General features: G+C 59.6%; 31 protein-coding genes and 1 pseudogene. 3 read left to right on the top strand and 29 right to left on the bottom strand.

Annotation, left to right across the window (positions count from 1 at the left end):
* Nucleotides 1-87 precede the first annotated feature (87 nt).
* Entirely contained in the window at nucleotides 88-1,290 is a 1,203-nt protein-coding gene (locus SH292x_RS22005; RefSeq protein ID WP_442483177.1) for a glycosyltransferase, read from the top strand.
* A 3-nt stretch (nucleotides 1,291-1,293) separates the two neighbouring features.
* On the opposite strand, the gene carB is transcribed toward SH292x_RS22005, so the two are convergent.
* The 6 genes and pseudogenes from carB to SH292x_RS21975 all read right to left on the bottom strand — a co-directional run.
* Nucleotides 1,294-4,572 (bottom strand): carbamoyl-phosphate synthase large subunit, encoded by a 3,279-nt coding sequence (gene carB, locus SH292x_RS22000; protein WP_442483176.1) that lies wholly within the window; start codon nucleotides 4,570-4,572, stop codon nucleotides 1,294-1,296.
* Between the two features lie 825 nt (nucleotides 4,573-5,397).
* A complete protein-coding gene (locus tag SH292x_RS21995; protein WP_442483175.1) occupies nucleotides 5,398-6,060 on the bottom strand; it encodes an HAD hydrolase-like protein in 663 nt (220 codons plus the stop codon).
* A 313-nt stretch (nucleotides 6,061-6,373) separates the two neighbouring features.
* A complete protein-coding gene (locus tag SH292x_RS21990; protein WP_442483174.1) occupies nucleotides 6,374-6,658 on the bottom strand; it encodes a SelT/SelW/SelH family protein in 285 nt (94 codons plus the stop codon).
* Between the two features lie 230 nt (nucleotides 6,659-6,888).
* Nucleotides 6,889-7,980: a family 16 glycoside hydrolase gene (locus tag SH292x_RS21985; RefSeq protein WP_442483173.1), complete on the bottom strand. Its 1,092-nt coding sequence runs from the start codon at nucleotides 7,978-7,980 to the stop codon at nucleotides 6,889-6,891.
* A gap of 95 nt (nucleotides 7,981-8,075) precedes the next feature.
* On the bottom strand, nucleotides 8,076-8,405 hold the full coding sequence (locus SH292x_RS21980) for an META domain-containing protein (protein ID WP_442485878.1): 330 nt from the start codon (nucleotides 8,403-8,405) through the stop codon (nucleotides 8,076-8,078).
* Between the two features lie 21 nt (nucleotides 8,406-8,426).
* Nucleotides 8,427-9,203: pseudogene (locus SH292x_RS21975) on the bottom strand (3-keto-disaccharide hydrolase); the annotation flags it as partial.
* A 164-nt stretch (nucleotides 9,204-9,367) separates the two neighbouring features.
* On the opposite strand from SH292x_RS21975, the gene SH292x_RS21970 reads away from it, so the two are divergent.
* The gene (locus tag SH292x_RS21970) at nucleotides 9,368-9,949 is read left to right on the top strand and encodes a hypothetical protein (protein WP_442483172.1); all 582 of its coding nucleotides are present in this window, start codon (nucleotides 9,368-9,370) and stop codon (nucleotides 9,947-9,949) included.
* Nucleotides 9,950-10,012: 63 nt separating this feature from the next.
* Here SH292x_RS21970 and map read toward each other — a convergent pair whose 3' ends face one another.
* The 23 genes from map to rpsJ form a co-directional block, all read right to left on the bottom strand.
* Nucleotides 10,013-10,825 carry a type I methionyl aminopeptidase gene (gene map / locus SH292x_RS21965; RefSeq protein WP_442483171.1) on the bottom strand — a complete coding sequence of 271 codons (813 nt, stop codon included), beginning with the start codon at nucleotides 10,823-10,825 and terminating at the stop codon, nucleotides 10,013-10,015.
* Nucleotides 10,826-10,870: 45 nt separating this feature from the next.
* Entirely contained in the window at nucleotides 10,871-11,428 is a 558-nt protein-coding gene (locus SH292x_RS21960) for an adenylate kinase (protein WP_442483170.1), read from the bottom strand.
* 123 nt (nucleotides 11,429-11,551) lie between these two features.
* Nucleotides 11,552-12,910 carry a preprotein translocase subunit SecY gene (gene secY / locus SH292x_RS21955; protein ID WP_442483169.1) on the bottom strand — a complete coding sequence of 453 codons (1,359 nt, stop codon included), beginning with the start codon at nucleotides 12,908-12,910 and terminating at the stop codon, nucleotides 11,552-11,554.
* A 204-nt stretch (nucleotides 12,911-13,114) separates the two neighbouring features.
* Entirely contained in the window at nucleotides 13,115-13,660 is a 546-nt protein-coding gene (gene rplO / locus SH292x_RS21950) for a 50S ribosomal protein L15 (protein ID WP_442483168.1), read from the bottom strand.
* A complete protein-coding gene (rpsE, locus tag SH292x_RS21945) occupies nucleotides 13,657-14,151 on the bottom strand; it encodes a 30S ribosomal protein S5 (protein ID WP_442483167.1) in 495 nt (164 codons plus the stop codon). The genes rplO and rpsE overlap by 4 nt, the downstream gene beginning before the upstream one ends.
* Nucleotides 14,152-14,238: 87 nt before the next feature.
* The gene (rplR, locus tag SH292x_RS21940; protein WP_442483166.1) at nucleotides 14,239-14,607 is read right to left on the bottom strand and encodes a 50S ribosomal protein L18; all 369 of its coding nucleotides are present in this window, start codon (nucleotides 14,605-14,607) and stop codon (nucleotides 14,239-14,241) included.
* 80 nt (nucleotides 14,608-14,687) lie between these two features.
* Nucleotides 14,688-15,233 (bottom strand): 50S ribosomal protein L6, encoded by a 546-nt coding sequence (gene rplF, locus SH292x_RS21935; protein ID WP_442483165.1) that lies wholly within the window; start codon nucleotides 15,231-15,233, stop codon nucleotides 14,688-14,690.
* A gap of 73 nt (nucleotides 15,234-15,306) precedes the next feature.
* Nucleotides 15,307-15,708 carry a 30S ribosomal protein S8 gene (rpsH, locus tag SH292x_RS21930; RefSeq protein WP_442483164.1) on the bottom strand — a complete coding sequence of 134 codons (402 nt, stop codon included), beginning with the start codon at nucleotides 15,706-15,708 and terminating at the stop codon, nucleotides 15,307-15,309.
* A gap of 111 nt (nucleotides 15,709-15,819) precedes the next feature.
* Entirely contained in the window at nucleotides 15,820-16,005 is a 186-nt protein-coding gene (locus SH292x_RS21925; RefSeq protein ID WP_442483163.1) for a type Z 30S ribosomal protein S14, read from the bottom strand.
* A gap of 53 nt (nucleotides 16,006-16,058) precedes the next feature.
* Nucleotides 16,059-16,628 (bottom strand): 50S ribosomal protein L5, encoded by a 570-nt coding sequence (gene rplE, locus SH292x_RS21920; RefSeq protein ID WP_442483162.1) that lies wholly within the window; start codon nucleotides 16,626-16,628, stop codon nucleotides 16,059-16,061.
* 73 nt (nucleotides 16,629-16,701) lie between these two features.
* Nucleotides 16,702-17,070, bottom strand: coding sequence for a 50S ribosomal protein L24 (rplX, locus tag SH292x_RS21915; RefSeq protein WP_442483161.1), 369 nt, complete (start codon nucleotides 17,068-17,070; stop codon nucleotides 16,702-16,704).
* Between the two features lie 91 nt (nucleotides 17,071-17,161).
* Complete coding sequence (gene rplN, locus SH292x_RS21910; RefSeq protein WP_442483160.1) at nucleotides 17,162-17,530, bottom strand: 50S ribosomal protein L14; 369 nt, start codon at nucleotides 17,528-17,530, stop codon at nucleotides 17,162-17,164.
* A 56-nt stretch (nucleotides 17,531-17,586) separates the two neighbouring features.
* Entirely contained in the window at nucleotides 17,587-17,892 is a 306-nt protein-coding gene (gene rpsQ / locus SH292x_RS21905; RefSeq protein WP_442483159.1) for a 30S ribosomal protein S17, read from the bottom strand.
* Between the two features lie 73 nt (nucleotides 17,893-17,965).
* On the bottom strand, nucleotides 17,966-18,187 hold the full coding sequence (gene rpmC / locus SH292x_RS21900; protein ID WP_442483158.1) for a 50S ribosomal protein L29: 222 nt from the start codon (nucleotides 18,185-18,187) through the stop codon (nucleotides 17,966-17,968).
* Nucleotides 18,188-18,201: 14 nt separating this feature from the next.
* Nucleotides 18,202-18,606 (bottom strand): 50S ribosomal protein L16, encoded by a 405-nt coding sequence (gene rplP, locus SH292x_RS21895; protein WP_442483157.1) that lies wholly within the window; start codon nucleotides 18,604-18,606, stop codon nucleotides 18,202-18,204.
* A complete protein-coding gene (gene rpsC / locus SH292x_RS21890) occupies nucleotides 18,554-19,249 on the bottom strand; it encodes a 30S ribosomal protein S3 (protein ID WP_442483156.1) in 696 nt (231 codons plus the stop codon). The genes rplP and rpsC overlap by 53 nt, the downstream gene beginning before the upstream one ends.
* Before the next feature lie 94 nt (nucleotides 19,250-19,343).
* Entirely contained in the window at nucleotides 19,344-19,670 is a 327-nt protein-coding gene (gene rplV, locus SH292x_RS21885) for a 50S ribosomal protein L22 (RefSeq protein ID WP_442483155.1), read from the bottom strand.
* Nucleotides 19,671-19,752: 82 nt separating this feature from the next.
* A complete protein-coding gene (gene rpsS / locus SH292x_RS21880; protein ID WP_442483154.1) occupies nucleotides 19,753-20,022 on the bottom strand; it encodes a 30S ribosomal protein S19 in 270 nt (89 codons plus the stop codon).
* 88 nt (nucleotides 20,023-20,110) lie between these two features.
* A complete protein-coding gene (gene rplB / locus SH292x_RS21875; protein WP_442483153.1) occupies nucleotides 20,111-20,974 on the bottom strand; it encodes a 50S ribosomal protein L2 in 864 nt (287 codons plus the stop codon).
* Between the two features lie 58 nt (nucleotides 20,975-21,032).
* Nucleotides 21,033-21,347: a 50S ribosomal protein L23 gene (rplW, locus tag SH292x_RS21870; protein ID WP_442483152.1), complete on the bottom strand. Its 315-nt coding sequence runs from the start codon at nucleotides 21,345-21,347 to the stop codon at nucleotides 21,033-21,035.
* Nucleotides 21,348-21,414: 67 nt separating this feature from the next.
* Nucleotides 21,415-22,074 carry a 50S ribosomal protein L4 gene (gene rplD / locus SH292x_RS21865; protein ID WP_442483151.1) on the bottom strand — a complete coding sequence of 220 codons (660 nt, stop codon included), beginning with the start codon at nucleotides 22,072-22,074 and terminating at the stop codon, nucleotides 21,415-21,417.
* Nucleotides 22,075-22,121: 47 nt separating this feature from the next.
* Nucleotides 22,122-22,775, bottom strand: coding sequence for a 50S ribosomal protein L3 (gene rplC, locus SH292x_RS21860; RefSeq protein ID WP_442485877.1), 654 nt, complete (start codon nucleotides 22,773-22,775; stop codon nucleotides 22,122-22,124).
* A 269-nt stretch (nucleotides 22,776-23,044) separates the two neighbouring features.
* Nucleotides 23,045-23,368: a 30S ribosomal protein S10 gene (gene rpsJ, locus SH292x_RS21855; RefSeq protein ID WP_442483150.1), complete on the bottom strand. Its 324-nt coding sequence runs from the start codon at nucleotides 23,366-23,368 to the stop codon at nucleotides 23,045-23,047.
* Nucleotides 23,369-23,892: 524 nt separating this feature from the next.
* Here rpsJ and SH292x_RS21850 point away from each other — a divergent pair.
* Nucleotides 23,893-24,846 carry a PEP-CTERM sorting domain-containing protein gene (locus SH292x_RS21850; RefSeq protein WP_442483149.1) on the top strand — a complete coding sequence of 318 codons (954 nt, stop codon included), beginning with the start codon at nucleotides 23,893-23,895 and terminating at the stop codon, nucleotides 24,844-24,846.
* Nucleotides 24,847-24,932: the final 86 nt, after the last annotated feature.

The following is a 24,932-nucleotide window of genomic DNA, read 5'->3' as shown; positions in this document are numbered from 1 at the left end:
GACTGCCCCGACGTGCACGCCTCCGTGCGGCTATAATACGTTCTGACCTGCCGTCCGCCAGATAAGACCGACCCAATTCCCTTCCGCATGCGTGTTCTCCTCTACGAACCGGTTCCCGACGGCCATCACATGGCCGACCTCTCCCGGCTATTGCCAGCCATCCTGGAGTTACCCGTCGAAGTGATCCTCGCCACGGTCCCCGAGACACTCGAGGAGCCTTCGTTCAAGTTGATGCTCGAACCGGTGCTCGGACGAACGCAGGTCGAGACGACTTGCGTTCGCTGCAAGGGATCGATGTTCAATCGCAACTGGCATCAGTACCGCGAATGCGCGGCAATGGTGAAGCGATACCGCCCCGATCATTTGTACGTGATGATGGGCGACGCCGTGTGGTGGCTCACCGAAGTGATGCGACTCGCGGGCCGTCGCTCGTGGCCTCGAGAAGTTACCGCCGATACGTACCTGATCCGCGGTGGCTTCACCTACCCGAATGCCCATCGCCCCGTGGATCGATTTCGCCGCTTCCTCTTTCGGCGTATGCTGCGAGACGGGCACTTCGATGGGATCCTGATGCTCGACGAGTACGGTGCCGAGTACGGCAGGCACCACGCGAAGCCAGGCGATCGAGGGCAAGTGCGATTGTCCCCTGCCCCGCTGGTGCCTCAAGCACCGATGTCAAAACATCAAGCCCGCGAGCGATTGGGACTACCCGTCGACGGAAAGCTCATCGCCGCCATCGGCATGATTGGCGAACTGCGAGGTGTGTCCTACATCCTCAATGCCTTTCGCCGTCTTTCGGAACTTCGCCCCGACGCGGGCGATCGTCTCTTGCTCGCTGGTCCGCACGACGAAGGCGCCCATGCCGCACTCGCCCGCTCCGAGTTCGCTTCGCTTCGCGCGGCGGGTCGCATTCTCTCGATCGACCGCTACTTGAATGACGAGGAGATGTTCACTTGCGCGGCTGCTCCAGACGTGTTTGCTAACGGCACCCACAATCACGCCGGTCGTTCGAGTGTCATCGTTTGGTCCGCTGCGAATGGCCGCCCCGCGGTGACTACCAACACGGGCAGCATCGGTTACGTTGTCGAAAGCGAGCGACTCGGATGGACCTGCAATGTCGCCAGCGCCAATGAGTTCGCAAGCACTCTCAAGAAGGCACTCGAGAGCCCGTGGACCGAAGCCGATATCGACAGAGTCAAGGCGTACGCGTCATGGCACGACATTGCCAACTATCGCGCGATCGGCACCCAGACGCTTCGCCAGCGGCTCGATCGCGGCGGCAACACCTAACTGTTAAACGCCAAACCGCTCTTGCAGACTCTCGACCTGCATCTCTTCTTCACGCAGCGCCTCCATCGCCTTGGTCGCGGCTTCTGCCGCGTCGATGGTCGTGAGGCACGGCACGCCCGCGGCGACGGCTGCCGCACGGATCTTTCCTTCGTCCGTTCGGGCACCTTTGCCCATGGGGCTGTTCATCACCAGCGCCACGTCATTGTCGGCGAGGTAGTCGAGCAGATTGGGATGGCCTTCCTGCAGCTTCTTCACTCGCTCGCACTTCACGCCCCCTGCTTCGAGGGCGTCGGCGGTACCGCGCGTGGCGAGGATGCCGTAACCAATGTTCGACAATCGCCGGGCGAGTTCCACCGCTTGCGGTTTGTGCTTCGGGGCGACACTCACGAACACCTTCCCTTCGGTGGGCAGCACCGTACCCGCGGCGAGCTGACTCTTCGCGAACGCCATGCTGAACCGCGGACTGATGCCCATCACTTCGCCCGTGCTCCGCATCTCGGGGCCGAGCACGATGTCGACGCCGCGGAACTTGATGAACGGGAACACCGCTTCCTTCACGCTCACATGCGCTGGAGTGGGGTCTTCTGTTATTCCTTGCTCGATGAGCGAAACGCCCGCCATCACTTTCGCCGCCACTTTTGCCACCGGTAGACCAGTTGCCTTCGCAACAAATGGCACCGTGCGGCTAGCTCGCGGATTGACTTCGATCACGTACACCTGAGGGCGACCATCGGCGTCGTCTTGCACGGCGAACTGCACGTTCATCAGTCCGCGAACATCGAGCTCCTTCGCAATCGCCACGGCTGCGGCGCGAATCTCCGCCACCACCGGGCCAGGCAAACTGTACGGCGGAATCGCACACGCCGAGTCGCCCGAGTGAACCCCGGCCTCCTCGATGTGCTCCATGATGCCCGGCACGATGACTGTCTCGCCGTCCGAAACCGCGTCGACATCCACTTCGGTCGCCGCTTCGAGGAAGCTATCGATCAGCACCGGCTGACCTTCGGCGGCGATGAACGCCTGGGCCACGTACTGGTCGAGTTGGGCGTTGTCGTAACAAATCTCCATCGCCCGACCACCGAGCACGAAGCTCGGCCGCACGAGCACAGGGAAGCCAATCTCCACGGCGAGTCCGCGGGCTTCGTCCATTGTGCGAGCAATACCGCCCGGCGGCTGCTTAAGGCCGAGTCGCGTGATGAGCTGGTGGAACTTGTCGCGGTCTTCGGCGTCTTCAATCGCGTCGACGCTCGTTCCAATGATCGGCACGCCCGCATCCTGGAGAGCCCGCGCCAAGTTCAGCGGCGTTTGCCCGCCGAACTGAACGATCACCCCATCCGGTTCGACGCAGTCGCAAATGTTGAGCACGTCTTCCACGGTCAGCGGTTCGAAGAAAAGCAGGTCGCTGGTGTCGTAGTCGGTGCTCACCGTCTCGGGGTTCGAGTTGACCATGATCGACTCGATGCCCAGCTCACGAAGCGCGAAGCTCGCGTGGCAGCAGCAGTAGTCGAACTCGATGCCCTGCCCGATGCGATTCGGGCCGCCACCGAGGATCATGATCCGCTTCTTGTCCCCCTTCGCCGGCGTTTCGTCTTCGGTTTCGTAGGTCGAATAGAAGTACGGCGTGTAAGCCTCGAACTCCGCGGCACACGTATCGACCGACTTGAACGTCGCGCGAATGCCACGCTTGAGTCGATCCTGGCGAACTTCCATGTCCTTGAGCCCGAAGATCGTTCCAATCTGTCGATCGGAAAAACCTTGTCGCTTTGCCGTTCGCAACTCGTCGTCGGGGAGTGCCGACAATCCAGTACCCTTGCTGGCGAACTCGCGGAGCTTGTTTTCCGTCTCGACGATTTCCAGCAGGTTATCCATGAACCAGCGATCGATGCCCGTCAGGTCGTAGATCTCATCCACACTCAAACCGAGCTTGAGGGCATAGCGCAAGTACCACACGCGATCGGGGCCGGCGGATTGAAGTTTGGCGCGGATCTCTTCTTCGCTCGGACGCAGGTCGCCCGGCGTGCCGTCGGCGTTGTACCACAGGTCCTTCGAGTCGCAACCGAAACCATGGGCTCCGACTTCGAGTCCTCGCAGAGCCTTTTGAAAGCTCTCCTTGAACGTCGAACCAATCGCCATCGTCTCGCCCACGCTCTTCATCTGCGTCGTGAGCTTGTCGTCGGCGTCGGGGAACTTCTCGAACGCGAACCGCGGAATCTTGGTCACCACGTAGTCGATCGAGGGCTCGAAGCACGCGGTGGTTTCGCGGGTGATGTCGTTGGGCAGTTCGTGCAGGCGATAACCCACCGCGAGTTTCGCGGCGATCTTCGCGATCGGAAAACCTGTTGCCTTGCTCGCCAGGGCACTGCTGCGGCTCACGCGCGGGTTCATCTCGATCACCACCATTCGCCCGTCGTCGGGATTGATCGCGAACTGGATGTTCGAACCACCCGTCTCGACGCCGATCTCGCGAATCACGGCGAGGCTCGCGTCTCGCATCCGCTGGTATTCTTTGTCGGTCAACGTCTGAGCAGGGGCGACCGTGATCGAGTCGCCCGTGTGAATGCCCATGGCGTCGAAGTTTTCGATGGAGCAGATGATCACGACGTTGTCGTCCACGTCGCGCATCACTTCCATCTCGTACTCTTTCCAACCGAGGATCGACTCCTCGATCAGCACCTCGGTGGTCGGCGACAGGTCGAGCCCGTGCCGAACCATGTGGTCGAACTCTTGCCGGTTGTACGCGATGCCACCTCCCGAGCCACCCATCGTGAAGCTCGGCCTCACCACCGCGGGGAGTCCGATTTCTTCAAGCCACTCGCGGGCGGCTTCGATCGTCTGGACCGTCTTGCCTTTGCACACGCCGAGGCCCAGCTTTTCCATCGCTGCCTTGAATCGTTCGCGATTCTCCGCCTTGTCGATCACATCGGCGTTCGCGCCGATCATTTCGACGCCGTACTTCTTGAGCACCCCTTTCGCTTCGAGCGCCATCGCCAGGTTCAAACCCGTTTGACCACCCAGCGTTGGGAGCAGGGCGTCGGGTTTCTCGCGGGCGATGATCTTCTCGACGATCTCCCAAGTCAAAGGCTCGATGTAGGTCCGATCCGCCGTCGCGGGGTCGGTCATGATGGTCGCCGGATTCGAGTTCACCAGCACCACTTCGTAACCTTCCTCGCGAAGCGCCTTGCACGCCTGCGTGCCCGAATAGTCGAACTCGCACGCCTGCCCAATAACAATAGGACCGGAGCCAATGATGAGGATCTTGTGGAGGTCGTCGCGGCGAGGCATGAGGTTGGCTGGCGGGGCTAAAGTGGTAGGTTGGGCTGGGTGAGGTCGTCCGGCGGTCGCTCGGGAAGCGGGTAAAATCGCTCCAGCGTACCACGCCTTGGCAAGGTGCTTCAACCGGGCGAATTAGGGGGGCGTTCCTCGCGAGCGGACGAAAAACCTGCCCAAACTTGCGAAAACGCTCCCTCTCTAGCAAGCCGAGCCCCCTTCTCGACGCGGGAGTTTTGTCGCGTTTTGCCAACATCGCATTGGGTGCGACTTTATTATTTTCCCGCCCTGTGGCGGTTTTGACTTAACGCGTGTCGCCCCAACGCTTTGCGAAGAGAGGCCTAGCGTCGCACCCGCGAGTAATGTCGCAGGGGGATCCCGCAGGTGCGACTTTACCCCCCGTAGGCCGGTTCAAGCTCCGCGCCGACCCGGCGGTTCACGGCTTGCCTTATCGCGCACGTTGATCGCACGCCCCACTCCTCGCCGACCGTTTTATCAGCATTTCAAGTTGCCAAAGAACATATGTCCATCGCTTTGGAGGACATGTGCATCAGAACACACCCGAAGCGCGCTTTCTAGTCACTTTTTTGAAAAAAGTGGAAATAGTTGGGTGCAGAAAATCAGGGGAAAAATGGGTATGACGCCCAGCGAACCCTGGGAGCCGTACAGCGGAATTGATTCCGTTCTCGAGGTGGGAAGCGCAGCGAAGGAGAGTAGTGAAGGAGATTGGTTCCATGACCCATACCCAGGGTAGCCCGATGGCTCGTGTACCTCGCCCTCGTGCAACCCTGGGCTGACATACGAAACCCCTGCGGGGTAGGTGTGAGGCCGGTGGGGCTCTTATTCGCGTCTATCTGAGTGATTCGCGGGCAGTGGCTCGCCGGCAAAATTCTTCAGCTCGGACATTGATTCGAATTCGTGGTCGGCGCCGTGCGTTCGCATCGATTCGAGGGTGCCGTAGCCCCAGGAGACTGCGCCGAAGGGGATGCCGACTTTGTGGGCGGCTTCGAGGTCGGTGAGTTGGTCGCCGATGTAGATGGCGGCTTCGCGGGGGATGCGGGTTTGGCGGAGGACGCGTTGGATTCGGGCTGGTTTACCGAAGATCGACATGCCGCATTCGAAGTGAGAGACAAGTCGCATGTTATCGGGGCCGAGAATGGCGTGCACATTGTCGAGCGAGTTGGAGGTGACGATCGCTAGCGTGGCACCGTTCGCGACCAGGTGCTTGAGCAGGTCGTCGACACCGTCGAAACGCTGGATGGAGGAGACGCTGGCGCGCATGCGAGCGATAAAGCTCTTCGCCACGATCGGCAGTTTCCAGAAAGGCATGCCGACGTGCTTCATCATCTGCCGGGCGGTGTGATGGCGAAGGCTCGGGACGGTTGCCGGATCGATGGCCTTGAATCCGTGCTCGGCGGCGAGCTCGTTGAATACTTGTAGGAAGAACGGAAACGAGTCGGCGAGCGTTCCGTCGAAGTCGAAGAGGACGAGTCGGTAGTTCATCGGGCGCGAATCGTACAACGGAATTCATTCCGTTATGGAGTTGGAAGGGGCGAATTCGTTTTGGTGGCAGAGTGCGGATTCGTTGCGGTCTCGGCAGCGCTCCGGCCAATGGGGAGTTGATCGCTCGACCGCCGTTACGTATCGGATGCTAACCCAGGGTAGCCCGATGGCTCGTGGAACTCGCCCCCGTGCAACCCTGGGCTGACATACGGAACCCCTGCGGGGTAGCCATGAGAAAGGGGCGTCATTATTCGCGACCATTCGCGTGATTCGCGGGCAGTGGTTTGGGCGAAAGCGTGCCGGCGACGGTAGGCTACTCGGGTTTCGGTTCGGAGTGGCCGAGTGGTTTCTCGGGGGCGATGCGGTCGCGGACCAAGGCTTTTAAGGCTTTGATGTCGGGGAAGCCGCCGTCGTCGGCGCGGGACCAGATGCGGTGGTTGTCGACATGGATCTCGAACAGCCCGCCGGTGGCGGGAATGAGGGCGACCTCGCCAACTTCTTGCTCGAAGGTCGTCAGGAGTTCTTGCGCCATCCACGCCGAACGCAACAGCCAGCGGCACTGGGTGCAGTAATGGATTTCGATGCGCGGGGTGGGCATGGGGAGTTCCGGGCAAGTGCAAAGTTTCAAAGTGCAAAGGCTTGAAGCGATTTAGCCACGGATGAACACGGAGGAAGCACGGATTTGCAGTACTTCTTGCCCGCGAATCACGCGAATGGGCACGGATGGGGATGCTTGGTTGGCCTTAGCGTTACCTTCGTGGAATGGTGGGGAGTTCTGTTTTTTTGGGTTTCTTCCGTTCTTCATTCGCGGGCGGATTTACTAAACCGTTATTTGCTCTCCAGTTCGAAGTCGAATTCGTTGGTGCCTGCGCGGGTGCGGACGCTGAGGTCGGTGGTGGTCGGTTTTTGGACTTTGGCGGGGAGTTTCGTCTTGGTTCCCTCTTTGCTTTGGATCGTGACGTTGTACAGCGAGGTGCTCATGCCGGCGGTGGGTTCGATGGTGTACTCGCCGCGGTCGTTGGTAGTGGTCGAAAACGTGCGGCCGCCGACGGGGGGCGAGAAGCTGATGGAGCCACCGGCGAGCGGCTGGCCATTGATGGTTACCTGGCCGGTGATCGAGACGGGCTTCTGATCGGTGGGGATGGGGCGTTCTTTGTTGCCGTCGAGCAAGTAGGGCTCGCGGACACGCTCGGGGACGGCGGGTTTGATTTCGCGGACCCAAATGTTGCGATAGCGAACCGGGTTGGTGTGGTCTTGCAGCGAGATGGGGCCCTTGGGGCCGAAGTTGTCGTAGCGCGGGGGGCGATTGAACGGGGTGTCGCCTAAGAGCGGGAAGTGGTTGTGGATAAGCACGCCGTTGTGCATGGCGGTGATGTAGGCTGGCGATTCGAGCGTGCCATCTTCGGCGTAGCGGGGGCAGGTCCAGAAGATGTCGTAGGTGTTCCACTCGCCGGGCGGGCGCGTGGCGTTGGCCATCGGGGGCGATTGCTTGTAGATCGCGCCGGCCTGGCCATCGGCGTAGGTCTTGTTGTTGAACGAGTCGAGCACCTGGATCTCGTAGCGGCCCATCAGGTGGACGCCGCTATTGCCGCGACCCTGCCCCTGCCCTTTCGCTTCTTTCGGGGCCGCCCATTCAATGTGAAGCTGGATGTCGCCGAACTCCCGCTTCGAGGTGATCATGCCTTTGCCGACCACGGCGGTGCCGTCTTCGATTTTCCAGTTGTCGGCACCCTTCCATTCGTCAAAGTTCTTGCCATCGAACAGCACGATGGCGTCGGCGGGGGGATCGCTGTTCGCCGCGCCCGGGGCGACGACAGGCGGTTCCTGCCACTTGAGGCCGGTGAGGTACTCGACGGCGTGGACGGGGGTAATGGCGAGAAAAAGGACGAGCCCGCACAAGCCGAGGGTTCGTTGGGTCATGATCGGAGGCCTAGTGTAAAAATAGTAGATGGGTTCAGGGCTGGCTGAGCTCGGCTTGAGGCTATTATGCTCGGAGAGCCCTCCCACAGCGCTCGCTACTTCGTCGCGGGCTCGAGGATGGCCACTTCTTGGTCGCCGGCGAAGAGATGGAGCTTGCCATCGGTCACCTCATAGCGCGTGGTGGCAGCGAGAGCGCGTGTGAAGTTAGATTCGAGCTTCATCGACTCGGACGAGCCGGCACGCCTGGTGCTGGCGATGGGGCCAAAGATTTTGTCGCTGTCGTCACCGGCGAGTTTGCCCATCATGCGATTGACACCCGTCGAGCCCGAGACGCTCCCTTCGTTGCTGATGTCGAGCGTCGGCGTGTCGCCATCCGTCTTCACCGCAGCGCCGGCGAGCGAGACGAGTTTCCAATTGCCGTGCATCGACGAGGTGTTCGAAGTCTTAATGGGAGTCTCCTTGTCGCCATCTTTGAGGTAGGGATCGCGGACCTGCTTGCCCTCGGCCGGCTTGTACTCGCGGACCCAGATGTTGCGGTAGCGAACGGGGTTGCCGTGATCCTGTAGCGAGATCGGTCCCTTGGGGCCGTGGGCGTTGTATTCGGGCGGCCGGTGATACGGAGTGTCGCCCAGCAGTTCGAGATGGTTGTGGATGAGGACGCCGTTGTGAACGACCGTGACATAGGCGGGCGAGAGGAGCTTGCCCGATTCGTCAAAGCGTGGGGCGGTCCAGTAGATGTCGTAGGTGTTCCACTCGCCCGGCTTGCGCATGGCGTTCACCGCGGGGGGCTTCTGCTTGTAGACGGCGCCGGCTTGGCCGTCGTGGTATGTGTCGGTGGAGTAGGAGTCGAGTACCTGGATCTCGTAGGTGCCCATCATGAAGACGCCGCTATTGGCACAGCCCTGCCCTACGCCCGACGGTGGGTTGGGGCTCGACCATTCAATGTGCAGTTGGCAGTCGCCGAACTCTTTCTTAGTGCTGATGCCACCCCGGCCGACCACGGCCTCGCCGTTCTCGATCTTCCACTTGTCGCCACCGTTCCATTCGTCGAGGTTCTCGCCATCGAACAGCACCACGGCGTCCGAAGGGGCGTCGCTGGCGGACTTGCCGGGGGTGATCTTCTTGGGGGGCTGCCACTCGATGCCGTTTTGGTACTCGGCGTGGACTTGGGTGGTCGCGGCGAGTGACAGAAGGGTGCAAAGCAGTAGGGAATGCCTGGTCATGCGTCAGAATCTCGAAATGCAGTGAACGTAGGTGGGAGTTGGACAACCCCACCATTTTAGTGGCCCGCGGAGTGGGTCGCCACACACTCTTGCGTTCGCCGGCGAATTGCGAGGAAAATACGGACCGGCGAGCCCCCGCTATCGGAAGCCCTGGAAATCGAGAGATGAGCGCGATGTTGATGGATGAGGTCGAATCGGCCAAGCAGAAATACACCGACCAGTACGTGGCGATCGCGAGCCGGCGGCCCGAGCTGATGCGTTTCGCGGGGCTTGTGGGACAGGTGAAGACCGTGAACATGAGCGGGCGGGCGCTCGTCCAGTGGGTGCACTACTTCGATAACGTCGGGTGGTACGACATCGACCTCCGCGACCTGATGATCGTCCCCAAGCCGGCGGAGCCGGAGGTGGTGAAGCCCGCTGCTGCGAAAACCAACGACGACCAACCCTCCGAAGCCGAAGCGAAACCCAAGGCGAAGATCTCGCCACTGGAGTTATTGCGACAGCAAGCGGCCGCGAAGAAGGACACGGCAGCGCCCGTACCTGCGGAGACACCTCCGGCGAAGCTTTCGCCGATTGAACTCCTTCGCCAACAGGCGGCCGCCAAAAAGGCGGTGAGCGAGGAGGCGTCGACTGCCGAGAGTACCGCAGCGCCCGAATCAACACCGGCGAAGAAGCTCTCGCCGATTGAAATACTCAGGCAGCAAGCGGCTGCGAAGAAAGCGGCGGAAGAAGGTGACGCGAAGTAAGGGTTGACGTTCCCTCTCCCGGACCCTCACCCAGGTGAGGGTCCGGGAGAGGGGACTCTGCTTCTAAACCAGCAGCAGCTTTTCTTCCGCGGGCTGCGGGGCGACCGTCAGCAGCGTGGGGCCATCGTCGGTCACGGCGATAGTGTGCTCGAAGTGGTCGCTTGGTTTGCCGTCGGCGGTGACTTGGGTCCACTGATCGCGGAGCATCTTCACGCGTTTGGTTCCCATGTTGACCATCGGCTCGACCGCGATCACCAGGCCCGGCTCGATGCGGAAGTCGCCGCTGCCACGCAGGGCGCGGCCGAGGAAGTTGGGGACCTGAGGGTCTTCGTGCATCTGCTTGCCGATGCCGTGGCCGACGAAGCACTCGACGGTCGAGAAGCCATGGTCGGAGACGTACTCGGCCATCTCGCGGGCGATCTGACTCCACTTGCTTTTGGTGTGCATGAGCTCGAAGGCCATGTTAAGCGTGGCCTGGGTGACGTCGAGCAGCCGCTGCACGTCGGGGTCAATTTCGCCCACGGCGTAGGTGAACGCGGCGTCGCCACACCAGCCATTGATCCGCACGCCAGTGTCGAGGCTGAGGATGTCGCCTTCTTTGAGCGGCTTGTTGTTGGGGATGCCGTGGACGACTTCCTCGTTGCGGCTCATGCAAGTGACCGCGGGGAAGTTTGGCTTGCCCTTGCTGTGATGAGGGTAGTTCTTGAACAGCGGCTCGCCACCGAGCTTCGCGAAGTAGGCTTCGATCGCCTTATCGATCTCGGCGGTGGTGACACCGGGCGCGACCATTCGCCCCGCGATCTGGTGAGCCTGCCAAACGGCAAGGCCCGACTGTCGCATTTTGGCGATTTCGCGTTCGCTTTTCAGGTGGATCAACGGAGCTGCGTAGCGTTGGAGGTTGTGTGCTGCGGGGTGGGGCGGCTACTTCACCGACTCGACCGCGGCCACAATGGCATTATAGACATCTTCGGCGCTGCCGGCAGCGTTCACCGAGTTGAGCAGTCGACGCTCGGAGTAGTACTTCACGAGTGGCGCGGTCTGGTTCTCGTAGCTCTGCAGGCGCTGCTGGATAGTTGCCATGTTATCATCCCCGCGGCCCCGTTTCATCAGGCGCTTGAGCAGTTCGCCCTGATCAATCACCAGCTCGATCACCAAGTCCAAAGGCGTGTGACGCTGTGCCAGCAGGCGGTCGAGCGCCTCGGCTTGGGCGATGGTGCGGGGGAAACCGTCGAATATACAGCCGGGCTGGCAATCGGCGAGCGCCGTGCGGTCGGCCACGATGTCGAGCACCATCTGGTCGGGGACCAATTGGCCATTGTCGAGATAATCGGCAACCAGCAGACCAAGATCGGTCCGCCGCACTCGGGCAGCCCGCAGCATTTCGCCCGTCGACAGATGGGCGATACCGAGTTCTTTGGCCAGTCGGACCGACTGAGTGCCCTTGCCTGCGCCGGGGGGTCCGAGGAACACAATCCGCATGGTTGGTAGGTTCCTCTGCCGCAGAGGGATGTGCGGCGATGGCGTGGAACGCGAGTCGTTGGCGGCACCATGCAAGCGGCACCCGATGCCAAGCTTGCAGCCGCCAGTTGTCCCTTATGATAATTACTCGAGCAGGCCTTTGTAGTTCCGCATCACCAAATGGCTGTCGATTTTCTGCACCAAGTCGAAGGCCACGCTGACGGCAATCAGCAGGCTTGTACCGCCATAGAACATGGCAATCGTGTAGTCCACTCCCAGCGAGGCCGAAACCACGGTGGGGATGATCGCGATCAACGCCAGGAAGCCCGCACCCACGTAGGTGATGCGAACCATCACCTTCTCAAGGTAATCGGCGGTCCGCTTACCGGGACGGTAGCCCGGGATGAACGAGCCAAAGTTCTTCAGGTTGTCGGCCATGTCCTTGGGATTGAACGTAATGGCTGTCCAGAAGTAGCAGAAGAAGTAGATCAGCAATAGGTACAGCAGGTTGTACGTGAAGGTCTGGTGGCCCAGGGCGTTGTTCAGCCATTCGAAGGGTGCCTTGAACCAGCTGGTATCGGGCAGCATCTTCACGATTTGCTGAGCGATGATCTGGGGGAAGATCAACAAGCTCGAAGCGAAGATGATCGGCATAACGCCGGCTTGATTGACCTTCAAAGGCAGGTAGGACTTCTGGCCACCCATCGCGCGGCGGCCGCGGATGTGCTTGGCACTTTGCATAGGAATACGCCGCTGGCCGAGCGTGATAAACACCACGCCCACGACCACCGCGACAAACATCGCGGCCAAGAGCACAAGCTTTTCGGGGCCGATGCCGTTGGTGGTGCCGAGTTCGGGCCTGAACTGCTGCAGCAAGTTCCAGCCAGCGGCCGGCATGCTGGCGAGGATGCCCGCCATGATGATAAGGCTGATACCGTTGCCGATGCCGTACTCATCAATTTGCTCGCCGATCCACATCAGGAACACGGTGCCCGCGGTCATCGTCATCACCGCGACGATCTGCCAACTAAACGGCAGGTACATGTTGCCGCTGGCGTCGGGTACCAGGAAGCTTGGGTCGACGAAGTTGATGGCGAACGAACGGAGGAAGAACCAGCTTTGGAACAAGCTGAGTGCTACGGTGGCGTAACGAGTGTATTCGTTGATCTTTTTGCGGCCCGCTTCGCCTTCCTTCTGCAATCGCTCGAGCGACGGAATCACGCTGCCGAGGAGCTGGAAGATAATCGACGCCGAAATGTACGGCATGATGCCGAGGCCGAAGATGGTGATCTGCTCGAGACCCGCACCCGAGAAGGCCGACACGGTGGCGAGCAACTGGTTGAGGCCACCATCGCCCTCTGTCATGCGATCGAGAGCAGCCTGGTCGATGAACGGCAGGCGGATCTGGTAACCCAGCCGGTAGACCGCGAGCATAGCGATGGTGAACAGGATCTTGTTCCGCAGCTCGGGGATCGACCAGACGATTTTGAGTTTTTTGAACATGACCAGGATTCTGCCTGAAGATGGCTTGTTGTTTTGTGGAGCCCGGTGCTCCCAAGGGAGCAGCTAGCGCAAGCCATAACTATCGGTGAATAAACGAGTAACTGCAAGGCCAGCTAAAACACGGAGCCGGAAGCGTCAACACCCGAAGCGAACAGTGTGGTTCGCTCCGGGCGCTGATGATTTCCGGCTCGCTGGACACGATGACTACTTCTTTGGCTTGGCGGCTTTGCCGGCGCTTTTGCCCTGGGCAGGAAGGCCCTTGGCGGCGCGAGTGGCCTTCATCTTCTCGGCAACGGGGGTCTTGCCCGGAACAGTGATCGCCTCGGCCCCGGCCTTCTCGATCTTCTCGAGGGCCGACTTGCTGAAGCGATGAGCGCTGATCTTCACCTTCTTGGTGAGCTCGCCGTCGCCCAGTACCTTGAGCACGTCGAAACGGCCCTTCGCCAAGTTCTTGGCGGCGAGCGCTTCGAGGGTCACTTCGGCACCGGCTTCGAACGCTTGGTCGATCTGACCAACGTTCACCACCATGACCGTTTGGCCCCAGCGATTGTTGAAGCCACGCTTGGGCACGCGACGAACCAGCGGCATCGAGCCACCTTGGAACGTCGGCTTGGTCGAGGTACCGGCACGCGAACCTTGGCCGTTCATACCACGGCCAGCGGTCTTACCTTGTCCCGAACCCGGGCCGCGACCCAAACGCTTGCGCTTGCGGCCTTTTTGTATGCCGCGATGGACGTCGTCCAAAATCATGATAGGGTCACTCCTCTGAGTCGCTCTACTTCCATCCGGGGACGGAGTTGCTTAAGGCCCTCGATGGTCGCCTTGACCAGCGAGACGGCGTTGTTCGAACCAAAGCTCTTGGTGAGAATGTCGTGAATGCCGGCGGCTTCGCACACAGCACGCACCGCAGCACCCGCGATCACACCGGTACCAGGCGAAGCCGGAACCAGGACGATATGGGCCGCACCAAACTTGCCGATCACCTGATGGGGGATCGTCGATCCTTCCATCGGTACGGTGTTCATGCTCCGCATGGCTTCCTTGCGGGCCTTCTCGACGCTCGGCGGCACTTCGTTGGCCTTGCCGTAGCCCCAGCCCACTTTGCCGTTGCCATCGCCAACGACCACCATCGCAGCGAAACTAAAACGACGACCACCCTTTACCACGGCGGCACATCGCTTGATCTTCACCACGTGTTCGTTCAGTTCGCCGCGTTGGCGTTCTTCATGTACTTTAGCCACGCTTTTTGCTCCGCGTTACTTGTAGCAAACTCGCTGTCTGCCGTTGGGCCCGAAGTCTTGCGACCTCGGCTATGATTTTTCGCTTTACTAGAACTGCAAACCACCTTCACGAGCCGCATCGGCCAGGGCGGCGACGCGACCGTGGTACTTGTACGCTCCGCGATCAAAGCACACGGTTTCCACACCGGCTGCCTTCGCCCGCTCGGCAATGGCCTTGCCGACTAGCGTCGCAGCATCCTTGTTTCCGCCGTACTTCACGCTACCCGACAAGCCCTTGTCCAGAGTCGAAGCGCTCGCCAGGGTCTTGCCGGCGAGATCGTCGATCAACTGGGCCGAGATGTGCTTGTGGCTGCGCGTCACGCTCAGCCGCGGACGCTCGGCGGTACCCTTGATACCCTTGCGAACGCGAAACCGGCGACGGGTACGCTGCTTCAGAATGGCTTTGCTGTGTTCCATGGCTCCGACCTGTATGGTCTTCTATCTCTTGTCTTAATTCGCCGCGAGCGTCACAGCGTCGCGGCCATCTTATGGGGTTCTTACTTGGTGCCCGTCTTGCCGGCCTTACGACGAATCTGCTCGCCTTCGTACCGAATACCTTTACCCTTGTACGGCTCCGGCTTGCGGACGGCGCGGACTTCGGCGGCAAACTGGCCGACCTTCTGCTTGTCAGTGCCGCGAACGACGATGTGCGTCTGGTCGGGGCAGGTGACTTCCACTTCCTTAGGAATCTTCTTGTGCACTTCGTTGGCAAAACCAACGCGTAGTTGCAGAACGTCGCCCGCAATCGCACCCAAGTAACCGACGCCGTGGATCTCGAGCTTCTTCTCGTAGCCGTCCGTGACACCCTTGAGCATGTTCGCGAGCAGGGCGCGAGTCAGGCCGTGGTACGCACGCACGTCGCGGACTTCGCTGTCGCGGGAGCAGACGATCTGCTTGCCGTCTTCGTCGATCACGACTTTGATCTCGGGACGGTGCTCGTAGACCAATTTGCCGAGCTTGCCCTCAATGGTGATGGTCCGGCCGGTAATGTCGACCTTCGCGCCACTGGGGATAGTTACGGGTTTCTTGCCAATTCTGGACATGTTTAGGCTCTAAGCTAAGGGGCTATTGCTTGCAGCGGTCGACATCCGGCCGACAGCTTACAGCGAACAGCTGCTACCAAAGTTCACAAAGTACTTCGCCGCCCAGCTTGCGTTGGCGAGCTTCACGGTCGCTAATCACACCACGGCTAGTGCTGATCACCGAGATGCCCAAACCGTTGAGCACGGGACGCAGCGACTGGTGGCGGGCATACACCCGGCAGCCCGGCTTGCTGACACGCTTGATGTGGCGAATGACGCGCTCACCATTCGGACCGTACTTCAGGTCGATGTGCAGCTCGTTCTGCGGATGGCCTTCGGTCTTCACCTCGTGCCAGTCCCAGATGTAACCTTCGCGTTTCAGCACTTCGGCCAAGCCGCACTTTACTTTCGACACCGGGAGCGTCACCGTCGGCCGCTCAACGCGAACAGCGTTACGGATGCGGGTGAGCATGTCGGCGATCGGGTCGGTCATCATCGCGCCAGAAACTCCGGGGGTAATGGCTTTCAGCTTACGGGGCTGTCAGCTATCAGCATTCTTTTTTTGTTGTTTGGCCGACAGCCACCAGCTATCGGCCCAGTGCCAAACCTACCAGCTCGCTTTGCGGACGCCAGGAATCAGGCCCATGTCGGCCAGGTTCCGGAAGCAGATCCGGCAAATACCAAATTTGCGATACACAGCACGCGGCCGGCCACAGATCTGGCAACGGCTTTCACGACGCGAGCTGAACTTGGGTTCGCGGTTGGCTTTGGCGATTTTCGATTTACTTGCCACGAATGGGATTCCTCGAGAGTGTTATCTCTTGGTAATGAAGTATTGCGGTTGAACTACGCTTCGACGTCCGGGCGATGGAACGGGAAGCCAAACGCCTTGAGCAGCTCACGCGACTTCTCGTCCGAGTGACCGGAGAAGCAAATCGCAATGTTCATGCCCTGACTGCGGGTATACTTGTCGGGATTCAATTCCGGGAACACCAGCACTTCGGACAAGCCGAGGCTGTAGTTGCCGTTGCCATCGAACGCCTTGTCGCTCAAGCCGCGAAAGTCGCGAACACGAGGCAGCACCAGCGAGATCAGGCGGTCGAGGAACTCGTACATCCGAGCACCACGCAGGGTGACCTTGGCGCCAATCGGCATGCCTTGACGCAGCTTGAAATTCGCCACGCTCTTGCGGGCACGGCAGGTCAGCGGCTTTTGGCCGGTGATCTCGCCGAGGGCGCTCAAGGCGTCTTCGATGTTCTTTTTGTCGCTAATCGCGCTACCGACACCCATGCTCACCACGATCTTCTCGAGCCTGGGAAGTTGGTGCGGATTCTTGATATCCAGCGATTTGGACAGCGCGGGACGGAGTTCCTTTTGATAGGTTTCCGCCAGGCGAGGTAGGGTTGCTGTGGCCATGATTGGAGCCGGATGCGTAAGCGACCGGAATTGAAATCAAAATGTGTGTTGGTAAATGACGCCGATGGGTGGACTACTTCTTGGCGTGCAGCGGACGGGCTGGAGCGATCTTGCCGGTGGTCGTACCACACTTCCGACAGAAACGCTCCTTGCTGCCATCTTCCAGGAACCGCACTCCCAGGCGGACACCCTTGGTGCAGCTTGTGCAGTAAAACTGCACGTTCGAGATGTCGATCGGCATCTCTTTCTTCAACCGGCCACCTTGAGGGTACTTCTGGCTGCGACGCACGTGCTTCCAGACCATGTTGACTCCCTCGACGAGGACCTTGCCCCGTTCGCGGTCAACACGAATCACCGAGCGAATCTTCCGAGTGCCATCGTCTTCTTTGACGCTATCGCCACCCGAGATGACGACGACGTTATCACCAGCTTTAATCAACATGGTAGTGCCAGTTACTCTTGGTCAGTTATCCGATTGGCTTCTGTGAGCCAGGCCGTCTTCGGCCCCGGATCAGGTCTCTATTGTTTTTTTACTAAACGACTTCGTTCGCCAGGCTTACGATCTTCATGAACTTGCGTTCGCGAAGCTCGCGGGCCACAGCACCGAAGATGCGTGTGCCACGGGGATTGCCGTCCTTGTCGACCAGCACCACCGCGTTCGAATCGAACCGGACGTAGCTGCCGTCGGCACGACGAGTGGGGCTCTTCACACGGACGATCACCGCCCGCACCACGGCCTTCTTCTTTACGTCGCTGCCGGGAATGACGCTCTTGACGCTGCAGACAATGATGTCACCGAGGCCGGCGAATCGCCGACGGCTGCCGCCAAGCACCTTGACGCACATCACTTCCTTGGCGCCGGTGTTGTCGGCAACGCTCAGCCTGGTTTGCATCTGGATCATGGTTCAACTCGCTTGATCGCTCGCGGGGCGTGCCAAGTGGCAACGCTGTACGTTACTTAATTGGTTTCGCCTTCATGCTCAGCCTTTTGAGCTGCACGCAGGGCTGCCAGGTCCACCACTTGACTCTTCGCCACCACTCGCAGCAGGTCCCATCGCTTCAGCTTCGACTTCGGCGGGCACTCGATGATCTCGACCGTATCGCCCATTGCCGACTCGTTGTTCTCGTCATGGACGTGACACACCGTGCGGCGACGAATGAACTTGCCGTACTTCGCGTGACGTTCGAGGCGCGAAACCTCCACACGGCGAGACTTGTTCATGCGGTCGCTGGTGACGACGCCGGTAACTTGCTTCTTGGGCATAACTAGTGGATAGGGCTTGGGTCGTGAAACTTAGTGAGCTGGATCGTCCCCGATCCCGGGCTCCAGAGTGTGCTTACTTCGCGGCTTCCGCCGGGGCCGCAGCCGCCAGCAGTCGTTCGGTCTGAATCGTCTTGACGCGGGCGATCAAACGGCGGTTAATCCGTAGTTCGGTCGGTGCGTCGAGTTTCTCGGTTTGCGATTGGATTCGCAGGCGAAACAACTGGTCCGCGGCGTCTTTCGCCGTGAGGTCCAGTTGCTCGTCGCTCATCTCGCGTAGTTCTTTGGCAGTGGTCATGGTTCTAGCCCTGTTTAGGCTTCTCGCTTAATCATCCGAACTCGAACCGGCATCTTGTGAGCCAGACGAGCAAAGGTAACCTTCGCTTGCTGCTCGGGGACGCCGCTTACCTCGTACAGCACGGTGCCGGGCTTTACGACGGCGGCCCAAAACTCGGGCTCGCCTTTACCCTTACCCATACGAGTTTCGAGCGGAATCGACGTAATCGACTTGTGCGGGAAGACACGGATATAAAGCCGTCCTTCGCCACGGATGTACTGTTGAGCTGCAATACGACCGGCTTCGATCGTCTGCGCACTCACCCAGCCACCCTCGGTTGCCTGTAGGCCAAAGTCGCCGAACACCACGGTGTTACCGCGGGTCGCGTTACCTTTTATACGACCTCTTTGGCTTTTTCGATGTTTGACCCTCTTGGGCATCAGCGCCATCGGTGTCGTCCTCAAACATGCCTTGGTTAATCCAAACTTTAACGCCAATGTGCCCTTGGGCGGTCATGGCTTCCACGAATCCGTAATCGATGTTCGCGCGGAGCGTGCTCAGCGGAATCGATCCGGAAATCTGCTTTTCCCGGCGGGCCATTTCGGCACCACCTAGGCGTCCCGCCAGCTCGATCTTGATGCCCTTGGCACCGGCTTCCATGGTGGTTTCCATGGCTCGCTTCATCGTGCGGCGGAAACTGGCCCGCTTCGAAAGTTGCTCGGCAATGTCCTCGGCGACGAGGTGGGCCTGCAATTCGGGGCGGGAAATTTCTTCAATCTTGATGTTCACTCGGCGGCCGATCAAGTTCTGCAGTTCATCCTGCAGTTGCTCGACCTGCTGACCCTTGCGACCGATGATCACACCCGGCCGGGCGGCGTGCAGCAGAACTCGCACTTCATCGCGGGTCCGCTCAATCTCTACCTTGGGAATACCGGCGAACTTGTACTTCTTAGTGACGTAGTCGCGGATCTTCTTGTCTTCCATCAGGAGTTCCGCGAAGTCCTTCTTCGAGGCATACCAGCGACTCTTCCAGTCGAGCATGATGCCGGTGCGGAAACCAATTGGATTGACTTTTTGGCCCATTGTATTTGGCTCTGGGGCGTTAGTGGTCTAGCGAGGATTCTTGGGGTGGTCGATGGTCCGGCGAGCGATGCTGGCCGACTCAGTCTATCACCATTTATTCAACGGATACGACAATGTGGGCAAATCGCTTCTTGATCACGTGGGCCATACCGCGGGCACGTGGACGCATCCGCTTGAACATTGGGCCGCCATCGACGCGGGCTTCCACCACACGTAGGCCACCCAGGTTCGGAGCACCACGGTCTTCGGCGTTGGCACGGGCGCTCTTCAGCACCTTCTCGAGCATCCGAGCACCACGGTGGGGCTGGTACTTGAGAATGGCGATCGCCTCGTCCACTTCTTGACCACGAATCAAATTCGCCAGCGGTCGCACTTTGGTGGCGCTGATGCGGGCGTGCTTGTGTACTGCTTGGTATGCCATAATGAAGCTCTTAGCTATTGGCTGTAAGTTGTGAGCTGAGGTCTTTGGCTAATTTGCTTAGCGACTTCAGCTTATAGCCTTCTTACTTTTTGCCCTTGGCGCTGTGGCCACGGAAATTACGGGTAGGAGCGAACTCGCCCAACTTGTGACCAACCATGTCTTCGGTGACGAACACCTTCATGTGCAACTTGCCGTTGTGCACCATGAACGTGTGGCCTACGAATTCGGGGATGATCGTGCAGCGACGTGCCCAGGTGGTGATCGGCTCTTTGCGGCCACCCTCGTTCTGCTTCTCCACCTTCAGGTAGAGCTTCGGATCGACAAATGGGCCTTTTTTCAGGGATCGCGACATGGTTTAAAGCTGTGGGCTCTAGGCTATTGGCTATAGGCTGTCTAACGTTCTGGCTGATAGCTTAACGCTAACAGCCTACAGCCGGTTGTTACTTCTTGATCAGTTTCTGGACGCCATAACGACGGCTCTTGCGACGGCGAACAATTGCGGCGTTCGAGGGCTTGCGACGCTGTCGCGTCATGCCACCCTTGGCGCTCTTGCCCCACGGGCTCACCGGGTGACGACCACCCTTGGTGCGACCTTCACCACCACCATGCGGATGGTCGTGCGGGTTCATCGCGGTACCACGAACGTGCGGCTTGCGGCCCAACCAACGCTTGCGGCCGGCCTTGCCGAGCACAATCGCGCTGTGGTCGCCATTACTGGTCGAGCCAATCGTGGCCCGGCAGGTCGACGGGATACGACGAATTTCGCCGCTCGGCAGCGAAATCTGAGCCCAGTCGGCTTCGCGGGCCATCAGCGTGGCGCTGGTGCCGGCACTGCGGCAGAGCTCGCCACCACGTCCAGCGCGAAGCTCGACGTTGTGAACCACGGTGCCCAGCGGAATCTTCGACAGCGGCAGGCAGTTGCCCACCTTGGGTTCGCACTCGGCTCCGCTCATCACCTTGTCGCCAGCCTTCAGGCCAGCAGGGGCAATAATGTAACGCTTCTCACCGTCCGCGTAGTGCAGCAGGGCAATGCGGGCAGTGCGGTTGGGGTCGTACTGAATCGAGTCGACCTTTGCCGGAATGCCGTCCTTGTTGCGACGGAAGTCGATCATGCGGTAGCGACGCTTGTGACCACCACCGCGAAAACGCGACGTGGTGACACCTTGGTTGTTGCGTCCACCGGTCTTGACCATCGGACGGAGCAGGCTCTTCTCGGGCTTGGCGCCGGGCGTCAGGTCCTTGAAGTCGCTCACGGACGCCCCGCGGCGGCCCGGTGTGGTCGGATTGTATTTGCGAATACCCATTTGATGACTCTTGGCGGTTAGCTATTGGCTGCTGGCTTAATGGCTCACAACTAACGGCTTAGAAAAACTCGATGGTGTGCTCTTTGTCCAAAGTGACAATGGCCTTCTTCCAGTCGGCCGTGTAGCCAAATCGCTGACGAGTGCGACGCGGCTTGCCCTTGCGGTTCTGGATATGGACCTTCTCGACCTTCACATCAAAAAGCTTCTCCACGGCCTTTCGGACGTCGATCTTCGTGGCCAGCTTGTTGATCTCGAACGCGTAGGCGTTGTACCGCGTCGACTGGTTGGTGCCCTTCTCGGTCACCAACGGACGAAGCAGCACTTGATGCGGCTCTAGTTCGAGGGAGGTTTTTTGGGGGATGTGGCGTGGCATGATTTACCAACTCTCGGCGTATTCTTCAGGGCCGAGCTATTTCGAGCTCAACCTGTGGATGGCGTGACTACTCGGCGGTCGCGGGCTTTGCCTTGGTCTTGGACTTCGCCTTCTCGCGAAGGGCGTCCAGTGCAGCTTTGGTTACCAGCAGTCGTCGAGACGACAACACGTTGAGGGCGTTCAATTCAGCGGCGGGTGCAACCGTCACGCGTTCGATATTTCGACCACTTCGATACACGTTCAGGTCGTAACCTTCGGTCGCAACCAGCAGCGAGTCCTTCTCGACACCCAAGTGCTTCAGGATCGCGAGCATGTCGCGAGTCTTGGGCGTGTCGAACGACAGCTCGTCGATCACGACGAGTTGGTCGTCTAGTACCTTCGAGGCAATCGCCATGCGGGTGGCCAACTGCATGGCCTTGCGGGGCATGCTGTAGGAGTAATCGCGGGGGCGGATCGCGTGAATGTGACCACCACCACGGCGGATACCGCTGCGGCGATGACCGGCACGGGCGTTACCGGTGCCCTTTTGACGGTACATCTTCTTCGTGCTAGCAGCCACTTCGCCACGAGTCTTCGTCTTGTGAGTCCCTTGGCGAGCGTTCGCCTGGTACATCACGACGGCGTCGTGCAGCAGTTGCTTGTTGATCGACGGCGCAAAGTCCTCGGCTTCGACATTGTAGGTGCCGACCTTGTTGCCTTTGCGATCGTGTACGGTGAGCTTTGGCATTCTTAAAGCTGCCGGCCGTCAGTTATGAACTGAAGGCGGGCACCTCCTTAGACTTTGTTGGTTTTCTTGACGACGACGAATCCACCCGGAGGGCCTGGAATGCCGCCGAGGACCAAAATCAAGTTGTTCTCGGCATCCACCCGCACGATCTTCTGATTGCGAACGGTGGTGCGAGCGTTGCCGTATTGCCCGGGCATGCGAACACCCTTGAACAGACGGCTGGGGTAGGCACTGCAACCAGTACCACCCAGATGACGGTGGCACTTCTTCACGCCGTGCGTGGCACGCTGGCCGGAGAAGTTGTGGCGCTTCATCGCACCACTGAAACCGCGGCCCTTGCTGGTGGCCACGATGTCGACGGCGGGCACTTCGGCAAACGCCTCGACGGTGATTTGAGAGCCGGGGGCAAGATCGCCCGCGGTGCCGCGGATTTCGCGGATGAATCGCTTGGGTTCGCAACCAGCCTTCGCGGCCAGTTCAACACCTGCGGCGGAGCGAGCCTTTGAACGCTTGCTGTCGAGCTTTGCCACATGACCACGCTCGCTACGGCTTGCTAGCCGACGAGGCTTGTCGAGAAAACCAATCTGCACGGCTTCGTAACCATCCTTCTCGGCGGTACGAACCTGAAGAACATCGCACGGGCCAGCTTGGACCACGGTGACGGGGACCACCTTGCCGGATTCGTCGTAAATCTGCGTCATTCCGATCTTGCGACCGAGAATTCCGACGGCGGGTGCTGCTTGCTTTGGCATCTCAAATACCGCCCAGACGTTTTGCGAACGTCCAGACGCCTTTTATGGTCATGTTGGCTTGTGAACTGGGAGACTCACGGTTGGCCTGTTTCGCCCTGCGTGCCGCGAGGCTCGCTAGGCACCGGGCCAACCCCGGCTTACCCAATTCAGCTTCCGATCATGTGCCGACAAACTCGAAGTAAACTAATAAACGATAAAACAAGGGTCTTCAGCAGCCATTAGGCGCTGGTGGCCTTGATCTTGATATCCACACCCGCTGGCAAGCTGAGCTTGTTGAGGGCTTCGATCGTCTTGGCGGTTGCCTGAACGATGTCGATCAGACGCTTGTGCGTCCGAATTTCGAACTGCTGTCGCGACTTCTTGTCGACGTGAGGACCACGCAGAACGGTGTACCGTTCGATCCGAGTCGGCAAGGGAATCGGGCCATGAACAATGGAGTTGGTTCGCTTCGCAGTGTCGACGATTTCCGCCGCACTTTGGTCGAGCACCGAATGATCGTACGCTTCCATCCGAATCCGAATGATCTCTTGCGATTGCGCCACAGAGGTGCTCCTCAACACATATTTCCAACAACGGGCCGATTCGTGGCACCGCTGAGGGTCATTGCCCAGATTTCAAACAACTACAGTCAGTCCCCAACGACTTGTGGGGAATCGCCGAATTTACCCCGGCGGGTCGAAGTCGTCAACCGCGGGCCTGGGTGTTTCGCCAAGTAATTTTCTAAGGGTCCGGCGTTGGACTTGGTAAAGCTGGTAAAGTTTCGCGACGTCGGGCGATTTGCGTGTGCAAGGTTTGCCCGACCCTTTTTGTTTCCCAAGTTCGGCCGCGGCTGCTAGCAGGGGGAAGCCTAGAGATCGGCAGTTCGGTACTCCTGAAACATGCGGCAACTACGTGTTCTGTGGGAAATTGTGGCTCTGCTACGCCGCACGAGCGCAAAAATATCTACGAACTGCGCATCTTCGTTGACTTGCCTAGTCGTCCCTTACGAAGATGGCGCGCAAGGCGAGTTTAGTGGTTTCCTGGGCCGGTTTCATGGCTGGCCCTCCCGCAACTGGAGGTAGATCTAATGAAGCGCTTCTTGATTCCGACCTTTTTGGCAGCGGTTGCTGCCCTGGCGAGCTCTGCGAGCTCGGCCCCTCTCTACTTCAATGATTTCGACACCGATACGTCGGCGAGCTGGACCGCTACGGGTTCGTCAGGGGTCGATTTCGAGGCCGATTTTTACTACGACTACTCGGAGATTGGCGTTCCGGCCGCTCCTGGTGGTTCTTCCACTCGTGGAATGAAGCTGACTGCTAATAACTCTGCCGGCGTTTTCGGCGGCTTCAGCGTGTCGCCGAACGGCGAGAGCTTCACGGGGAACTACAAGGTTACCTTCGACTTGTGGCAAAACTACGTCGGCCCCCTCGGTCCCGGCGGCAGTGGCACGACTCAGCTTTCGACCTACGGTATTGGAACGACCGGTACTTCCGCCGTTTGGCTGGCGTCTGCACCGCAGAATCAGGTGATCTTTGCCCACACGTTGGATGGTGGATCGGCGGCCGACTACCGAGCCTACAGCTCCGCTGCTCCAACGTCCTACTCGTCAGGGAATGCTGTCTACGCGGCACCAAGTGGTGCGATCAATGAGTCGAATGCGTATTACACAAATGCGTTTCCTTCGCAATCCGCTCCGGCCGCACAGCTTGCCCTTTTTCCAGGTCAAACTGGTTCCACCAGCCCAGGTGAGGCTTCCTTCGCTTGGCGAAAGGTTGAGATTGATGTTCGCGACCAGATGGCAAAGTGGTCGATCGATGGCACTCTGATTGCCACGGTAGACCTAAGCACCGTCACCCTCGGTGGCAGCAACATCTTCTTCGGCCATTCCGACTCCAACGCCGGTTCGTCCACCGATCTTAACGACTCCTTGCTGAACGTCACTTTGATCGACAACGTGCGGGTGATTCCCGAGCCGTCGAGCATCGCCATCGTCGGTGCCGCGGTGCTAGGTCTCGTGGCGCTCGGTCGTCGCCGTCGCTAGATTGAATCGACCCATAGCTTTCTAAACCCCGCGTTGCCCGCCGGCAGCGCGGGGTTTTTTTTGTGGATACGTGGGACTTGTCCCTG

It is taken from the genome of Aeoliella fuhlenseeensis, from assembly GCF_052161615.1.
Taxonomy (GTDB): Bacteria; Planctomycetota; Planctomycetia; order Pirellulales; family Lacipirellulaceae; genus Aeoliella.
Note: the sequence above shows the minus strand (reverse complement) of the source record. Positions and strands in the feature narration are given on the sequence as shown.

Excerpts from the sequence above, each read along its gene's own strand:
- SH292x_RS21985 (WP_442483173.1), bottom strand. The coding sequence starts at position 7,980 with ATGACCCAACGAACCCTCGGCTTGTGCGGGCTCGTCCTTTTTCTCGCC.
- SH292x_RS22005 (WP_442483177.1), top strand. The coding sequence starts at position 88 with ATGCGTGTTCTCCTCTACGAACCGGTTCCCGACGGCCATCACATGGCC.
- SH292x_RS21990 (WP_442483174.1), bottom strand. The coding sequence starts at position 6,658 with ATGCCCACCCCGCGCATCGAAATCCATTACTGCACCCAGTGCCGCTGG.
- rpsH (WP_442483164.1), bottom strand. The coding sequence starts at position 15,708 with ATGATGACCGACCCGATCGCCGACATGCTCACCCGCATCCGTAACGCT.
- rplO (WP_442483168.1), bottom strand. The coding sequence starts at position 13,660 with ATGATTTTGGACGACGTCCATCGCGGCATACAAAAAGGCCGCAAGCGC.
- rplE (WP_442483162.1), bottom strand. The coding sequence starts at position 16,628 with ATGGCCACAGCAACCCTACCTCGCCTGGCGGAAACCTATCAAAAGGAA.
- rpmC (WP_442483158.1), bottom strand. The coding sequence starts at position 18,187 with ATGACCACTGCCAAAGAACTACGCGAGATGAGCGACGAGCAACTGGAC.
- rpsC (WP_442483156.1), bottom strand. The coding sequence starts at position 19,249 with ATGGGCCAAAAAGTCAATCCAATTGGTTTCCGCACCGGCATCATGCTC.
- rplB (WP_442483153.1), bottom strand. The coding sequence starts at position 20,974 with ATGGGTATTCGCAAATACAATCCGACCACACCGGGCCGCCGCGGGGCG.
- rplV (WP_442483155.1), bottom strand. The coding sequence starts at position 19,670 with ATGGCATACCAAGCAGTACACAAGCACGCCCGCATCAGCGCCACCAAA.
- rplR (WP_442483166.1), bottom strand. The coding sequence starts at position 14,607 with ATGGAACACAGCAAAGCCATTCTGAAGCAGCGTACCCGTCGCCGGTTT.
- SH292x_RS21850 (WP_442483149.1), top strand. The coding sequence starts at position 23,893 with ATGAAGCGCTTCTTGATTCCGACCTTTTTGGCAGCGGTTGCTGCCCTG.
- rplN (WP_442483160.1), bottom strand. The coding sequence starts at position 17,530 with ATGATCCAGATGCAAACCAGGCTGAGCGTTGCCGACAACACCGGCGCC.
- rplC (WP_442485877.1), bottom strand. The coding sequence starts at position 22,775 with ATGACGCAGATTTACGACGAATCCGGCAAGGTGGTCCCCGTCACCGTG.
- SH292x_RS21980 (WP_442485878.1), bottom strand. The coding sequence starts at position 8,405 with ATGCACGGCAATTGGAAACTCGTCTCGCTCGCCGGCGCTGCGGTGAAG.
- rplP (WP_442483157.1), bottom strand. The coding sequence starts at position 18,606 with ATGCCCAAGAGGGTCAAACATCGAAAAAGCCAAAGAGGTCGTATAAAA.
- secY (WP_442483169.1), bottom strand. The coding sequence starts at position 12,910 with ATGTTCAAAAAACTCAAAATCGTCTGGTCGATCCCCGAGCTGCGGAAC.
- carB (WP_442483176.1), bottom strand. The coding sequence starts at position 4,572 with ATGCCTCGCCGCGACGACCTCCACAAGATCCTCATCATTGGCTCCGGT.
- rplF (WP_442483165.1), bottom strand. The coding sequence starts at position 15,233 with ATGTCCAGAATTGGCAAGAAACCCGTAACTATCCCCAGTGGCGCGAAG.
- rpsQ (WP_442483159.1), bottom strand. The coding sequence starts at position 17,892 with ATGCCCAAGAAGCAAGTTACCGGCGTCGTCACCAGCGACCGCATGAAC.
- rplX (WP_442483161.1), bottom strand. The coding sequence starts at position 17,070 with ATGTTGATTAAAGCTGGTGATAACGTCGTCGTCATCTCGGGTGGCGAT.
- rplD (WP_442483151.1), bottom strand. The coding sequence starts at position 22,074 with ATGCCAAAGCTCACCGTACACGATCGCAAAGGCAACAAGGTCGGCACC.
- rplW (WP_442483152.1), bottom strand. The coding sequence starts at position 21,347 with ATGCCACGCCACATCCCCCAAAAAACCTCCCTCGAACTAGAGCCGCAT.
- rpsS (WP_442483154.1), bottom strand. The coding sequence starts at position 20,022 with ATGTCGCGATCCCTGAAAAAAGGCCCATTTGTCGATCCGAAGCTCTAC.
- SH292x_RS21960 (WP_442483170.1), bottom strand. The coding sequence starts at position 11,428 with ATGCGGATTGTGTTCCTCGGACCCCCCGGCGCAGGCAAGGGCACTCAG.
- SH292x_RS21970 (WP_442483172.1), top strand. The coding sequence starts at position 9,368 with ATGAGCGCGATGTTGATGGATGAGGTCGAATCGGCCAAGCAGAAATAC.
- SH292x_RS21995 (WP_442483175.1), bottom strand. The coding sequence starts at position 6,060 with ATGAACTACCGACTCGTCCTCTTCGACTTCGACGGAACGCTCGCCGAC.